Source organism: Pectobacterium polaris, assembly GCF_002307355.1.
Lineage (GTDB): Bacteria > Pseudomonadota > Gammaproteobacteria > Enterobacterales > Enterobacteriaceae > Pectobacterium > Pectobacterium polare.
In genome coordinates, this window is sequence record NZ_CP017481.1 from 4006383 (window position 1) to 4019793 (window position 13411).

The 13411-nt window shown below is 54.7% G+C and carries 13 protein-coding genes; 3 read left to right on the forward strand and 10 right to left on the reverse strand.

Annotation, left to right across the window (positions count from 1 at the left end; all coding sequences use genetic code 11):
- The first annotated feature begins 114 nt into the window (after window positions 1–114).
- Both BJJ97_RS17970 and BJJ97_RS17975 read left to right on the forward strand, forming a co-directional pair.
- On the forward strand, window positions 115–1320 hold the full coding sequence (locus BJJ97_RS17970) for an MFS transporter (RefSeq protein ID WP_095994839.1): 1206 nt from the start codon (window positions 115–117) through the stop codon (window positions 1318–1320).
- 39 nt (window positions 1321–1359) lie between these two features.
- A complete protein-coding gene (locus BJJ97_RS17975) occupies window positions 1360–2553 on the forward strand; it encodes an MFS transporter (protein WP_095994840.1) in 1194 nt (397 codons plus the stop codon).
- 99 nt (window positions 2554–2652) lie between these two features.
- Here the strand turns inward: BJJ97_RS17975 and BJJ97_RS17980 are convergent, their stop codons facing one another.
- The 9 genes from BJJ97_RS17980 to BJJ97_RS18020 all read right to left on the reverse strand — a co-directional run bounded on the left by BJJ97_RS17980 (window position 2653) and on the right by BJJ97_RS18020 (window position 10975).
- Window positions 2653–3192 (reverse strand): glycine zipper 2TM domain-containing protein, encoded by a 540-nt coding sequence (locus BJJ97_RS17980; protein WP_095994841.1) that lies wholly within the window; start codon window positions 3190–3192, stop codon window positions 2653–2655.
- Between the two features lie 457 nt (window positions 3193–3649).
- Window positions 3650–4954 (reverse strand): NAD(P)/FAD-dependent oxidoreductase, encoded by a 1305-nt coding sequence (locus BJJ97_RS17985; RefSeq protein ID WP_095994842.1) that lies wholly within the window; start codon window positions 4952–4954, stop codon window positions 3650–3652.
- Between the two features lie 367 nt (window positions 4955–5321).
- Window positions 5322–5864 (reverse strand): alpha/beta hydrolase YcfP, encoded by a 543-nt coding sequence (ycfP, locus tag BJJ97_RS17990; RefSeq protein WP_095994843.1) that lies wholly within the window; start codon window positions 5862–5864, stop codon window positions 5322–5324.
- Window positions 5865–5892: 28 nt separating this feature from the next.
- Complete coding sequence (gene nagZ, locus BJJ97_RS17995; RefSeq protein ID WP_095699858.1) at window positions 5893–6921, reverse strand: beta-N-acetylhexosaminidase; 1029 nt, start codon at window positions 6919–6921, stop codon at window positions 5893–5895.
- A 90-nt stretch (window positions 6922–7011) separates the two neighbouring features.
- Window positions 7012–7893 (reverse strand): thiamine kinase, encoded by an 882-nt coding sequence (thiK, locus tag BJJ97_RS18000; RefSeq protein ID WP_095994844.1) that lies wholly within the window; start codon window positions 7891–7893, stop codon window positions 7012–7014.
- Window positions 7874–8455, reverse strand: a complete 582-nt coding sequence (lpoB, locus tag BJJ97_RS18005) for a penicillin-binding protein activator LpoB (protein WP_039480336.1) — start codon at window positions 8453–8455, stop codon at window positions 7874–7876. The genes thiK and lpoB overlap by 20 nt, the downstream gene beginning before the upstream one ends.
- 21 nt (window positions 8456–8476) lie before the next feature.
- Window positions 8477–8857, reverse strand: coding sequence for a YcfL family protein (locus tag BJJ97_RS18010; protein WP_095994845.1), 381 nt, complete (start codon window positions 8855–8857; stop codon window positions 8477–8479).
- Window positions 8858–8941: 84 nt separating this feature from the next.
- Window positions 8942–9292, reverse strand: coding sequence for a purine nucleoside phosphoramidase (gene hinT / locus BJJ97_RS18015; RefSeq protein WP_095699860.1), 351 nt, complete (start codon window positions 9290–9292; stop codon window positions 8942–8944).
- 228 nt (window positions 9293–9520) lie between these two features.
- Window positions 9521–10975: an MFS transporter gene (locus BJJ97_RS18020; RefSeq protein WP_095994846.1), complete on the reverse strand. Its 1455-nt coding sequence runs from the start codon at window positions 10973–10975 to the stop codon at window positions 9521–9523.
- A gap of 122 nt (window positions 10976–11097) precedes the next feature.
- Between BJJ97_RS18020 and BJJ97_RS18025 the strand changes: the two genes are divergently transcribed.
- Window positions 11098–11895, forward strand: coding sequence for a helix-turn-helix transcriptional regulator (locus tag BJJ97_RS18025; protein WP_095994847.1), 798 nt, complete (start codon window positions 11098–11100; stop codon window positions 11893–11895).
- A gap of 60 nt (window positions 11896–11955) precedes the next feature.
- Here the strand turns inward: BJJ97_RS18025 and ptsG are convergent, their stop codons facing one another.
- Window positions 11956–13389, reverse strand: coding sequence for a PTS glucose transporter subunit IIBC (gene ptsG / locus BJJ97_RS18030; protein ID WP_095994848.1), 1434 nt, complete (start codon window positions 13387–13389; stop codon window positions 11956–11958).
- Between the last annotated feature and the right edge of the window lie 22 nt (window positions 13390–13411).

Consider the following 13411-nt stretch of genomic DNA (forward strand, 5'->3'; position numbering starts at 1 on the left):
TCGTATGATTATTTACATTCATTCCGTATGAATATATGCTTTTATTCATACGCTCTGTATGTATTGTCGCTGTACCACCGTGCGGTGGCAAGTGGATTCACTTTGGAGAATGAGATGGTCAATCCTTATCGAGAACTTTTCGCTGCGCCCGGCACCAAGGGCTTTGCGCTGGCTGGCCTGTTGGCGCGGATTCCGCTGCCCATGACGGGCATTGGCATTATCACCATGCTGTCGCAGCTACGTGGCAGTTATGCGCTAGCGGGTGCTGTCTCCGCCACCTTTGTGTTGACCTACGCGCTGCTGTCACCGCAGATCTCCCGTCTGGTCGATCGCCACGGGCAAGGCCGCGTGCTACCGATTGCAACCACTATCAGCGCGATCGGCATGCTGCTTCTGCTCGCCAGCACCTGGAGGCAAGCACCCGACTGGAGCTTATTCATCGGTGCCTTGCTGGCCGGTTTCATGCCCAGCATGTCCGCAATGGTAAGAGCGCGCTGGACGGCCATCTATCGCGGTCAGCCTCGTTTACAGACCGCTTACTCGCTGGAGACGGTACTCGATGAAGTCACCTTTATCGCCGGGCCACCGCTGGCTGTCGGGCTATCCGTCGCGGTGTTTCCTCAGGCTGGCCCGCTGGCAGCGGCGCTCTTGCTGATTGTCGGCGTGTTTGCTCTGGTGACACAGCACAGCACCGAGCCGCCAGTAGAAGCGCAGGATGTCCGCACGGATCGTTCGGGGTCGGTGATCAAACAGGCGAATGTGCGTTTGCTGGCACTGTTGATGGTCGCGATGGGCGTCATCGTCGGCACTGTGGATATCGTCAGCGTGGCCTTCGCCGAACAGTATGGTCAGCCGGCGGCGGCCAGTCTGGTGTTGTCGGCTTATGCGGTCGGTTCATGCTTGGCCGGGCTGGTGTTCGGCGCTCTCAAGCTGCGAACCGCATTGCATCAGTTGTTATTGCTGGGCGGTTTAGCAACGGCAGCAACCACGTTGCCTCTACTGCTGGTTGGCAGCATTCCCGCGCTAGCTGCGGCCGTGCTGATCGCCGGGCTGTTCTTCGCCCCCACCATGATCGTGGCAATGTCGCTGGTCGAACGTCTGGTTCCCGAGCATCGTCTTACCGAGGGCATGACCTGGCTGCTGGCGGGGCTGAATATCGGCGTGGCGCTGGGCGCTGCGCTATCAGGCTACGTTGTTGACGACAGCGGTGCCCGAGCCGGATTCGCCGTTGCGCTATGCGCTGGCGTGTTGGTGCTGCTGGTTGCGCTGTGGGGATATCAACGCCTGCGGACGATTCCTCCTCTTCCCCATGCCGTTTGACGGTTACATCGCCTGCTTCCCCCTGTTAAGGACTGAACCATGAACACGTCTTCCTCTATCCCTCTAGGTGCTGCTGCACAGCATTCCTGGCTGGCCGTCGTCGCCGTCGGCCTTGCGACCTTCTCTGTCGTCACGACAGAAATGCTTCCGGTCGGCTTGCTAACACCGATTGCCGATACGCTACAGACTTCTACCGGAACCGCCGGCCTGATGATTTCACTCCCCGCGCTGCTGGCTGCGCTATTCGCCCCGTTGGTGGTGATCGCATCCGGCGGCATGGATAGACGCAGGATCCTGTGCGGACTGCTGACGCTGCTGGTTATCGCCAACATTGCCTCGGCATTGGTACCAGACATCGGTTGGATGCTGGCTGCACGCGTGCTGGTCGGTTTCTGTATGGGCGGTATCTGGGCGATTGCTGGTGGTCTGGCGGCACGACTCGTTCCCGAGCACGCCATCGGTCTGGCGACATCCATCATCTTTGGCGGTGTCGCAGCGGCATCTGTGCTGGGTGTGCCGTTCGGCGCACTGATTGGCGATCTCGCTGGGTGGCGCTGGGCCTTCGGTTGCATGGCTGTGTTTTGCGGGCTGGTGCTAGTGCTTCACCTCGCGGTTATTCCTGCCTTGCCCGTTGCCCATTCGGTCACCCTACGCCAGTTCGGCGAACAGTTGAGCAACCGTAAGCTGCAAGTTGGGCTAACCCTGACGCTATTGCTGGTAGCCGGACACTTCATGGCCTTTACCTTCGTGCGGCCGCTGCTGCTATCGGTGTCGGGATTCGATGCCCGATGGATCGGCGCACTGCTGTTCGCCTATGGCATGGCAGGCATCATCGGCAATTTTCTGGCAGGTATCATCACAGCGCAGCGTACGGCGTTAACCTTGATGGCGATCACATTGGGGTTGTTGTTGACTCCGATTCTGTTCCTGACCATCGGGGGCTCGCATTTTGGCGGCGGTGTGGCGCTGCTCGTCTGGGGATTGGCCTACGGCGGCGTGTCTGTCGGTTTGATGACATGGATGATGAAAGCGGCACCACGCGCCGTAGAGATTGCCTCCGCGCTGTATGTTGGCATTTTCAATGTTGGCATTGCTCTCGGATCGTGGGTCGGTGGTCAAGTCGTGGATAGCTCAGGCCCGATCGCGACACTTTGGCTGGCGGGTGGATTCGCGGCGGCCGCCTTGCTGCTATCCCTGAGCATGAAGCTAACCGAAAGTAGGAAGAACGTATAAGCAGAAAGAACGTAGAATGAAAAAACCGCGAGCACCTTCTTCAGGTGTCTCGCGGTTTTTAGAGCGGTGTCAGCGCAAAAACGTAGACTTCAGAGTAAATTAGCCCTGTTGGCTCAGGATTAATTGACCATTCCGATCTACTGGAATTTGTGTACCAGGATCGCGATCCATGCGGATTTTACCCTGCTGGTCGCCGATTTTATAGGTGACATCATAACCCAGAACTTTTTGTGATTTGTCGTACACCGTCTGACAGCGCTGTTGCTGCGTCGTGTACGTATCATTGTCCTGCATGCCGCTTTGTACACGGTTGCCCGCATAGCCGCCAGCCAGTGCACCCGCTACCGTTGCGACATCCTTACCGCGTCCGCCACCGAACTGATGCCCCAGAACACCACCCGCTACGGCACCCAGTACCGAGCCAGCAATCTGGTTTTCATCCTGTACCGGACGACGGTGAGTCACATTGACATTACGGCACTCTTGACGAGGCGTTTTGACCGTTTCTTTAATCGGTGTTGCTGTTAGCACCTGTGCAAACTGAGGTTTAGAGGAAAAAACTTCCATACTCGCCACCGCTGCCACACCCAATGCCGCAGCCACACCAATACCTACACCCGCTAACATGGATTTGTTCACAGGATACCTCCCGAATCTATTCTCACGCATTCCCCACCTGCAATCCTGCCGTAAATCTTGTTTTACGCCAGCTCGCGTTTAACGCGATGAATCCGATGGTTCCTTCTGAATATCAGCATTCAGAATTTTCGACGTGCGTGCTACGCCATCTGTAAACAGTGGAAAGTCTGCACAATGTTTCACACTCTCGCAATAAGACTAATTAACCAAAAGTGTCAGATTCGTAACATAAATCCGTCATTTGAGAATTATCTTAACTGGAATTGCTAATAGGACGATATTTTATACTGATATATCAGCGAGGTGACCAATAGCGCTACGACTTAGAAACAGGGTCTTATGAGTGGATTGGCGAAAAGGGAGGGTTATTGAGTAAAAATAAGATGGTCGCTTACAAAAAGAATACGGGCATGAAATCGCGTTCACGCCCGTATCAGAAAGTATCAGTAGCGGTGGATTAATGCAGCTTCAGACGCGGGCGAATCACCCGGTTGATCCCACCGACCAGCATCATCAGGCCTGTTTTAACATAGCCATGTAAAGCAACCTGGTGCATGCGATACAGGGAGATATACACGAAACGCGCAATCCGCCCTTCTACCATCACGGAGCCCCGCATCAGGTTCCCCATCAGGCTGCCAACCGTACTGAATTTAGACAGTGAAACCAGTGAACCGTGATCTTTATAGACGTAAGGTTTCAGCGTTTGTCCGTTCAGCAACGCGATGATATTGCTGTGGCAGCGTGATGCCATCTGGTGAGCGGCCTGCGCACGTGGTGGCACAAAACCGCCGCCTTCCTGCGGGCAGGAGGCACAGTCGCCAATGGCGAAAATGTTGGGATCGCGCGTCGTCTGCAACGTCGGCTCAACCACCAGTTGGTTAATCCGGTTCGTTTCCAGACCTGCAATCTCTTTCATCGCATCCGGTGCCTTGATGCCTGCCGCCCAAACCATCAGATCGGCTTCAATAAATTCACCGTCCTTGGTATTCAGACCGCCACTTTCTGCGCTGGTCACCATGGTTTTCGTCAGCACACGGACGCCAATGTTGTTCAACTCTTGATGTGCAGCCGCTGAAATGCGTGGCGGCAGCGCAGGCAGAATACGCTCACCCGCTTCCACCAGCGTCACGTTCAGCGTTTGATTATCCAGCCCGTCAAAACCGTAGCTGTGCAGCTGTTTCACCGCGTTATGTAACTCAGCAGACAGTTCGACCCCTGTCGCACCGCCGCCCACAATTGCGATATTCACACGCTCTTTTTCGTCCTGATTTGCTGTGAATTTCAGGAACAAATTCAGCATTTCATTATGGAAACGGCGGGCTTGTTTCGGATTATCCAGGAAAATACAGTGATCTTTCACGCCCGGTGTGCCGAAATCATTGGAGGCACTGCCTAATGCCACCACCAAAATGTCATACGGGATACGGCGCGCCGCAACCAGTACGTCGCCTTGTTCATCACACACTTCGGCCAGTTGAATCTGCTGCTGTTTACGATCGATATCCGTCAGCATGCCCAGTTGAAACTGGAAATTGTGATTGCGAGCGTGCGCCAGATAGCTCAGCGCATCCATATCGTCGTCCAGCGAGCCGGTCGCTACTTCGTGCAGCAGTGGTTTCCACAGGTGGCTATGGTTACGATCCACCAGCGTAATCTCCGCTTTTTTCTTGCGTCCTAACTTGTGGCCCAAACTCGTTGCGAGTTCAAGTCCGCCAGCTCCCCCGCCGACAATGACAATTTTTTTGGTTGGTGATGTCAAAATGACCCCCTAAAATGTGAACCAATCGTTAATAAAGAGTAAAAAATAATATCCTTATATAACATAGGGTTCGCGTAAGTTAAGCCTGATATCTGCTGCAAGAATAGCACGCTAGGTTATTTGGTCATACCAAAATTGATATATATCAATTTATTTTGCTGCGCAGGTTTTTAGCTCGAAAATTCCATCTTTATTTCAGTGAATTAGCGAAAATCGGTGGGAAGAGAAAATGCTGAATCGTGCGCAAATGCGCCGCTGGATGAACTAAGAAAAGTAAATAAATTGCGTCATGCCTCCTGATCCCCTATCAAACAAGAGTATCAGAAGGAACGACAGCATCCATTAACAGGTCATCGCTAACGCAGGGTTAACCGAGCGTTTTGAAGGCTTTTATCCGCTGCAAATGGGGAGAGATGCTTTTGAATTTATGCGTCTGAATATCGTCCCAGACGATCTCGTAATACGTTCCCAGCGTCTGCGCACTACGCTGGCTGTCGAGCATTTCATCCTGACGAGAAAGCATCACCATGCAGCGATCGCGGTTCTTTTCGCGAAAGTTCGCCACGCACTTCGTGGCGATATCCAGATACTCTTCCGGTCGATCAATTTTCCCGTTCATGTTTTCCTGCGGGAAAAGGTTAGGATTAACGATGACTTGTCGTATATCACACAGGAAACCGACGCGTTCGGCCCAGAAGCCCCCCAATCCTACGCCACAGATCAGCGGACGATCGTCATCAGACTGCTGAATCGTCTTATCCACCTGCTTTAGCAGATGTTGCATATCATGACGCGGATGCAGCGTGCTGTAGCTAATCAGCCGTACATCTTCATCAATAAACTGAAGCTGTAGGACCTTTTCATGGTTGCCGGGGCTGGTCGAGTCAAAACCGTGTAAATAGATAATCATCTTTCATCCTCACCGCAGACTAAGTTGCCTATTTCTCGCCATTTTTATGCGCCTGCCAGCGCTCGCTGAGCAATGTGAGCGCCTGATTCGCCTGCTTCCAGCGCGGCGAATCCAGCAGTTCCCGACGAGAAAACGAACCCTGATGATATAAGCGCGTCAGTTGCTCCGCTTTGACCGGGGACAGGTTATCCAACACGCTGACCGCCCCTTCACGATGATTACAAACCAGAATCATGTCACATCCTGCCTGCAACGCCGCCTGCGCCCGCTCGGGATAACTGCCCATCACAGCAGCGCCTTCCATCGAGAGATCGTCGGAGAAAATGATGCCATCAAAACCCAGTTCTTCACGCAGCACCGTTTTGAGCCAATAGGGCGAACCACTGGCGGGGTGCGGATCGGCCTCCGTATAAATCACGTGGGCAGGCATGATCGCATCCAACTGCTGGCGCTGGATCAGTTCTTTAAAAATCGACATGTCGTGGGCGCGAATTTCTGCAAGCGGACGCGGATCGCGCGGAGTTTCTTTATGTGAATCGGCGCTGACCGCACCGTGGCCGGGGAAGTGCTTACCCGTGACCTTCATGCCCGCGCTGTGCATGCCGCGAATAAAACTCTGCGCGACGGCCAGCGCCGTCTCTGGATTGGCATGGAATGAACGCTCGCCAATCGCCGCGCTCTGGTGGCCGATATCCAACACTGGCGCAAAGCTAATATCGATATCCATGGCGATCATTTCTGCCGCCATCAGCCAGCCGCCCTCTTCCGCCAAACGCAGGGCTTCTGACTCGCTGTTTAATGCCGCAAACGCCTGCGCTGCAGGCAGACGAGTAAACCCGTCACGAAAACGCTGAACGCGCCCGCCTTCCTGATCCACAGACACCACAAGACGTTCGCGCGAGGCCGCGCGGATTTGACGCACTAATTCCCGTAACTGCGCTGCATCATGAAAATTACGGGTAAACAGAATCACGCCGCCAACCAGCGGATGTTCCAGCACTTCACGATCTTCTGCATCCAGCTCATAGCTGGCAACGTCTAACATTACCGGACCCACAAAAACCTCATTCTTTAGAGTGTATTGCTTAATGAAATGATCTTTACTACAAACGCCACACCGTCAGCCTAGCGGTAGGTGATGACTTGGCTATAAATGATATTGTTGTAACCGATGATATAGCGCGGGAATTTCCGCTAGAAACTCGGGGTTCTTCGTTTGCTGCCAGCGAACCTCAAACCACATCAATACCAGATAATCGACCCAGGGGAACCACTGCATCATCTGTTGCTGGAGGCGGCTCACGGAAAGCCCTCGCCGATGTCGCTGGTAGCTCTGTAGAAAATGCGTTTGCGCCAGGCTTTCCATCTGACTGGCTCGCACAATGAACGCCAGCTCAAAGGCAATATCACCATCTGAGGCATATTCCCAGTCAATCAGCATCGTTCCTTGTGGAGTAATCAGCAGGTTTTCAGCATGCACATCGAGATGGAGAGGCACCAGCGCCAAAGGCGTGGGTAGCGCCGCGCCCTGAAAATAATGGTGAGCACGCAACAACGCGGGCGAACGGCGGTGCGGATCCATCAACTGCCAGTGCTGCGCGAATAGCACTTTGAGATCGAGAGGATGGCCGCTACGCGGCTGGCGATGGAGCTGAGACAATATTCGTGCCACTTCACCATTAGCCAGCATCATCAGAAACTCATCCGATGTGGCAATGCGCCCTGGCACCCACTCGACAATCAGCCAGTCATCACGCCACAGCAGCGGCCGTGGCGCGAGACCTATCGCCGACATCTGCCGCAGTAAGGCGAACTCGCGCTGGCGATCGACGCCCATTTTCCGCTCGGTTGGCGATTGCCGACGCGCAAGCCATTCGATGTCCGGCCCACGGATACGCCAGCTTTTACTACTCAGCCCGCCAACCAGCTCAAAGCGAATATCCGCCATCTCCACGGTCGGGAAATGCTTCTGGATTGTCGCAGTCAGCTGCTGCTGGATGCCTGCTGGCTTAATGCTGAACGGCGCCATTGCCTGACCACACAATTTCACCGGTCTGCACCAGCATCAGTTGCATGTCGAGCTGTGGCGATTTCACATCGCCACTGACGTCGCTGTACAGCACATACTGCGCGCTGACATAACGCGCCAGACCAATTGCCTTGCTGCGCGATCCTAAGCTGTCATCAACCGACAGACCCAGCGTTTGTTTCGCGGCAGCCAGTTGCTCGCGCGGCACCAGCGTAAACGCCTTGCCGGAAGATAATGCGCTGTACAATGCCCCTGTCGCTTTCGCTATCGGCAGTGAACCGTTGGTGTTGTTTTTCACGCTATCCACCAGCAGGATGCTGCCCGGCGTGACGCCATCGGCTTTCAGCATCTGCGCCACCAGCGGATTAATGCTGGCTTCCCAGTTCAACGTCTGGATTTTTGGCGGCTGCGGTACGGATTCACCCGGCGGCGGCGTTGGCGTAGTCGGCACTTGCGGCTCAACGGGCTCAATCGTCGCAGGCGGTTCGGTCGGTTCTGGCGGACGGCTGGGGCACCCTGTCAGTACCAATACCGCCACCATCACCCCTAGATACTTTTTCATATATTCTCTCTCTGCACACCATTACAAAAACAGATGAAGACGGACCTGACGCGCATTGGGACTGCTGCGCGTGGAAAAAACCGTCATTTCCGTCTGTGGCGGGATTTCAATGGACTGCACCTCTTCAAAAGGCAGCACATCCAGCCCGTTTTCGTCATACCAATAGAAACGGTAATGCACGGTCACCGCCTGTGAGGCGTCGTTGCTGACAACGGAAGACGCACGCAGCCGGCCATTTTCTGAATCCAGCGACGGGTTCCCCGCGGTAATACCGGCCGACAGCACAGGTGCATCTAATACCAGCGTCTGCCGCTCATTGATGGTCAGCACCTTTGGCGCGCTACAGCCCACCAGCAGCCCAGCCACCAAACACGCGGACAGAAAAAGCATCGGGTTACGCATGATGTTCTCGCATGATGGTTTTCTCGCACGACAGTCTACCCATGACTATCGAACCTGGTTCTATAAGATCTAGTCCTATAGGATCTAGTTCGCCAGCAAAGGCCCTAATGCCTGACCACCCAGCAGATGCATGTGGATGTGATAAACCTCCTGCCCGCCGTGTCGGTTGCAGTTAATGATCAGGCGATAGCCGTCTTCTGCAATCCCTTCCTGCTGCGCAATTTTACCCGCAACCGTCACCATACGTCCCAGCGCCGCTTCATGCTCGGGAGCCGTGTCGTTAACGGTAGGGATCAAAACATTCGGGATGATCAGAATATGGGTTGGCGTGCGGGGTGCGATGTCACGGAAGGCGGTGACCAGTTCATCCTGATACACGATATCGGCAGGAATTTCCCGGCGGATAATTTTACTAAAGATGGTTTCTTCAGCCATGATTGATTTCCTTGTTAAAGCTGGCGTTGAACGACGTCATGTAGGCAGTATGAGTGACATATTCCATTTCTTTCAACCTTCTTCGTCTATTTCTGGTGCGGGTGGTCAAAATACGGCTTCCAGTAAAAACCAGAAATACGCCAACCTTCTCCCGAAAACAGGGACGCTATTGCCGCTGCGGTAAGGCTTTCGTACCGTCCATCGAAAATTCGTGTGCGCGCCTTCTCATCAACCGAATGACCGCTGCGTTCTTACCAGCATCAGCAACAGGATGCAGACCAGCAGAGCCGCGACCAGGTTGTAGAGCATTCCCGCCACAAAGGCTGAAACGTATTGGCCCGCTTGCGCAACCGCGTCATCACCTGTCGCCAGCGCAGTACCAAACAGGATACCCACCACGGCCACACCCAGCGCCGCCCCAACCTGCTGAACCGTCGAGATCACTCCCGATGCCATCCCCGCCTGAACCTCATCCACAAAGCCCAGCACCAGATTTAACAGCGGCGTCATGATGAAGCCTTGACCCGCACCGACCACCACCAACACAGGGATCAGCTGTACAGCCACCAAATCGGCTCCCGCTATCTGCACCTGCATAATCAACAGGCCGATCGAGACAGCGTAAACCAGCGCTCCCGCAACGATAGCAGCCGTGCCCCAGCGGGCAACCAGACGCGGCGCAGCCAGCGATGCCAGAACAAAGCCCACGCTACACGGCGCAAAAATGCTGCCCGCGAGAAACGGATCAAGCCCTAACCCTGTTTGCACCAGCAAAGCAAAACACAGGAAAAATGAGCTGGATGTGGAATACACCAGCAGCACCAGCAACACACCCAGCAGGAAACGGCGCTGTGCGAGCAGACGCATATCCACCAGCGGAAGATGCCCCGCCCGCTGTCGGCGTTCCTGCTGGCGGTAAAAAAACGCTAACAAGAGAGTCGCGGCGAACAGCATCCACAGGCTCCATGCTGGCCAACCTTGCCCCGGCCCTTCAATCATCGGCACCAGCAGCAGCATCAGCCCAACGCTGACCAACGCTACGCCCGTCCAATCAAGCGAAGGACGCTGCGGCGTTCGGGACTCAGGAATAAATCGTGCAGCCGCGATAGCCAGCAGACCGATGGGTACATTGATAAGAAATATACTCCGCCAGCCCAGCCCGAACAGATTGGCATGCACCAGCCATCCCCCCAGTATCTGACCCGCGATAGCAGCGAGCCCCAGCGTCATGCCCAACAGACCGAAGGCAAGGCGGCTATCGTCACCGTCGAAATTGACGCGGATAGAGGCATAAACCTGTGGAAACAGTAAAGCGGCCGCAAGTCCCTGTAAGATGCGAGCACCAATCAGGAACCCCGCACTGGGCGCTAAACCACACAGCGCAGAGGCGAGCGTAAATCCGGCCATGCCCACCACAAACAGGCGGCGTCGACCAAATACATCCCCCAGCCGCCCGCCTGTAATCAGCAGTACGCCGAAAGCCAGTTCATAACCCGCCACGATAAAACCGATCTGTGCGAAGCTGGCACCCAGATCCGCCTGCATGCTGGGAATCGCGACATTGACCACGAACAGGTCGAAGATCGTGACAAAGCCGGCCATCAGCAGCACAGAGAGGCCAAGCCACGGCGGACTGTTGACGGCTGGCGTAGGCAATGCCGACGCGCGATAATTTGAGTTCATCTGTATATCCTTGCATATCGAGAAGTTGCGTATCGAAAATGATGACGCCGCCATTCTCAAATCCTTTTTAAACAATTACAATTTAACCACTTATGCTATTACTAAAAGCAATGCGGTAAACGATGCGAACATTGGAAAGAACTCGCCATGATCTGGCTGCATTTTTGCGCGCGCGCCGTGAACGGGTGTCACCCGCCGACGTAGGCTTGCCTAGCGGAGGAAGACGGCGCACGCCGGGGTTGAGACGCGAAGAAGTGGCGGCATTGGCTGGTGTTGGCCTGACGTGGTACACCTGGCTCGAACAGGGACGCGATATCGGCGTGTCGGCGGCATTTCTGGACAGTCTGGCACGGGTACTAAAACTCGATGCCGCCGAACGTCGCCATCTGTTCCTATTGGCGCATGAGCGACCGCCTGCCGAGCCGGGTAAGACGTGGTGCGTCGTGCCGCCGCTGGTACGGCGTCTGATGCACGATCTGGCTCCGCATCCGGCCTATATCCTCAACCTGCGCTGGGATGTGCTGGCCTTCAATGAACCGGCGAATCAGCTTTTCAACTTTGACGCCCATCCTTCCGAAAGGCGTAATCTGCTCTGGCTCTTATTCACCGATCCGTTGCTGCATGAGCGATTCATCGGCTGGGAGCAACAGGCTCCACAGATGCTGTCGAGTTTTCGCCGCGATTTCGCACGTGCGACGCAGGAAGCAGACATTCATGAACTGGTGGACGAACTGGAGCAGGTATCGCCAGATTTCAAAATGTGGTGGCGGCAGCATGAGGTACACGCCACATGTAGCGGCGTGCGGCAACTGATGATCGACGGCAAGGCTGAAGCTTTCGAACATACCTCGCTGACCATCGATGAAGATCGCCATCTGCGTCTGGTGGTTTACGCGCGGCAGTCTCAGGAAGAGGAATAAGGCGGTTCTGACCATAAAAAAAGGGGCTTTCGCCCCTTTTTATCACTCCCCAACACGACATCAGTGGGTACGGATGTAGTCGTCCATATCGGTTTTCAGGTTATCGGATTTGGTACCGAAAATTGCCTGAACACCGGAACCTGCCACAACCACACCTGCTGCGCCCAGTTTTTTCAGGCCAGCCTGATCAACTTTAGCCACATCGCCTACGCTAACACGCAGACGGGTGATGCACGCATCCAGGTTAGTGATGTTTTCTTTACCACCAAACGCGCTAACCAGTGCGGCAGCCATTTCAGTGCTGTCCTGTGAGGTTTGCTCAGATGCGCTATCTTCACGACCCGGCGTTTTCAGATTCAGTTTAGTAATCAGAACGCGGAAGATGGTGTAGTAAATCAGCGCATAGCACAGACCCACAATCGGGAACAGCCACAGGTTGCTACCGTTGCCGCTCAGTACCACGAAGTCGATCAGACCGTGAGAGAAGCTTGTACCATCACGCATACCCAGCAGAATACAGATTGGGAACGCCAGACCCGCCAGAATCGCATGGATCACATACAGGATCGGCGCGACAAACATGAAGGAGAACTCAATTGGCTCAGTGATGCCCGTCAGGAACGAGGTCAGCGCCGCAGAGATCATGATGCCGCCCACTTTCGCGCGGTTTTCTGGCTTCGCTGAATGCCAGATAGCAATAGCTGCTGCTGGCAAGCCGTACATTTTAAACAGGAAACCGCCGGACAGTTTACCCGCAGTCGGGTCACCTGCAATGTAACGAGGGATATCGCCGTGGAAAACTTGACCCGCCGCATTGGTGAACTCACCAACCTGCATTTGGAAAGGTACGTTCCAGATATGGTGCAGACCAAACGGTACCAGAGAACGTTCAACGACCCCATAGATACCGAATGCCAGCATTGGGTTCTCATTCGCTGCCCAGTGAGAGAATACCTGGATCGCGCTACCAACCGGTGGCCAGATGAACGACAACAGCGTACCGACAATGATTGCCGTCAGGCCGGAAATAATCGGCACAAAACGTTTACCGGCAAAGAAGCCCAGATACTCAGGCAGCTGAATGCGGTAGAAACGGTTAAACATATACGCGGCAATCGCACCGGCAATGATCCCGCCCAGAACACCGGTATCTGCCAGATGCTTCGCCGTGATCTCGGCAGCCGGTAGATTAAGAACCAGCGGCGCAATCGCAGCCATGGTTTTGACCATGATGCCATAAGCCACCACTGCCGCCAGTGCGGAAACACCGTCGTTATTAGTGAAGCCCAGGGCAACACCAATAGCAAAAATCAACGGCATGTTGGCAAACACCGAGTCACCGGCCTGTGCCATGACGCTGGAGACAATTTCAGGCAACCAGCTAAAATTGGCCGAACCGACACCCAGCAGGATACCTGCGATAGGGAGTACGGATACGGGCAGCATTAGCGACTTACCTACTTTTTGCAGGTTTGCGAATGCATTCTTGAACATAATTGAGTGTGCTCCTGAGTAA

Coding starts and splice junctions, on each gene's coding strand:
- BJJ97_RS17970 (WP_095994839.1), top strand. CDS start 115: ATGGTCAATCCTTATCGAGAACTTTTCGCTGCGCCCGGCACCAAGGGC.
- BJJ97_RS17975 (WP_095994840.1), top strand. CDS start 1,360: ATGAACACGTCTTCCTCTATCCCTCTAGGTGCTGCTGCACAGCATTCC.
- ycfP (WP_095994843.1), bottom strand. CDS start 5,864: ATGATTATCTATTTACACGGTTTTGACTCGACCAGCCCCGGCAACCAT.
- thiK (WP_095994844.1), bottom strand. CDS start 7,893: ATGGCGCCGTTCAGCATTAAGCCAGCAGGCATCCAGCAGCAGCTGACT.
- lpoB (WP_039480336.1), bottom strand. CDS start 8,455: ATGAAAAAGTATCTAGGGGTGATGGTGGCGGTATTGGTACTGACAGGG.
- BJJ97_RS18010 (WP_095994845.1), bottom strand. CDS start 8,857: ATGCGTAACCCGATGCTTTTTCTGTCCGCGTGTTTGGTGGCTGGGCTG.
- hinT (WP_095699860.1), bottom strand. CDS start 9,292: ATGGCTGAAGAAACCATCTTTAGTAAAATTATCCGCCGGGAAATTCCT.
- BJJ97_RS18020 (WP_095994846.1), bottom strand. CDS start 10,975: ATGAACTCAAATTATCGCGCGTCGGCATTGCCTACGCCAGCCGTCAAC.
- BJJ97_RS18025 (WP_095994847.1), top strand. CDS start 11,098: ATGCGAACATTGGAAAGAACTCGCCATGATCTGGCTGCATTTTTGCGC.
- ptsG (WP_095994848.1), bottom strand. CDS start 13,389: ATGTTCAAGAATGCATTCGCAAACCTGCAAAAAGTAGGTAAGTCGCTA.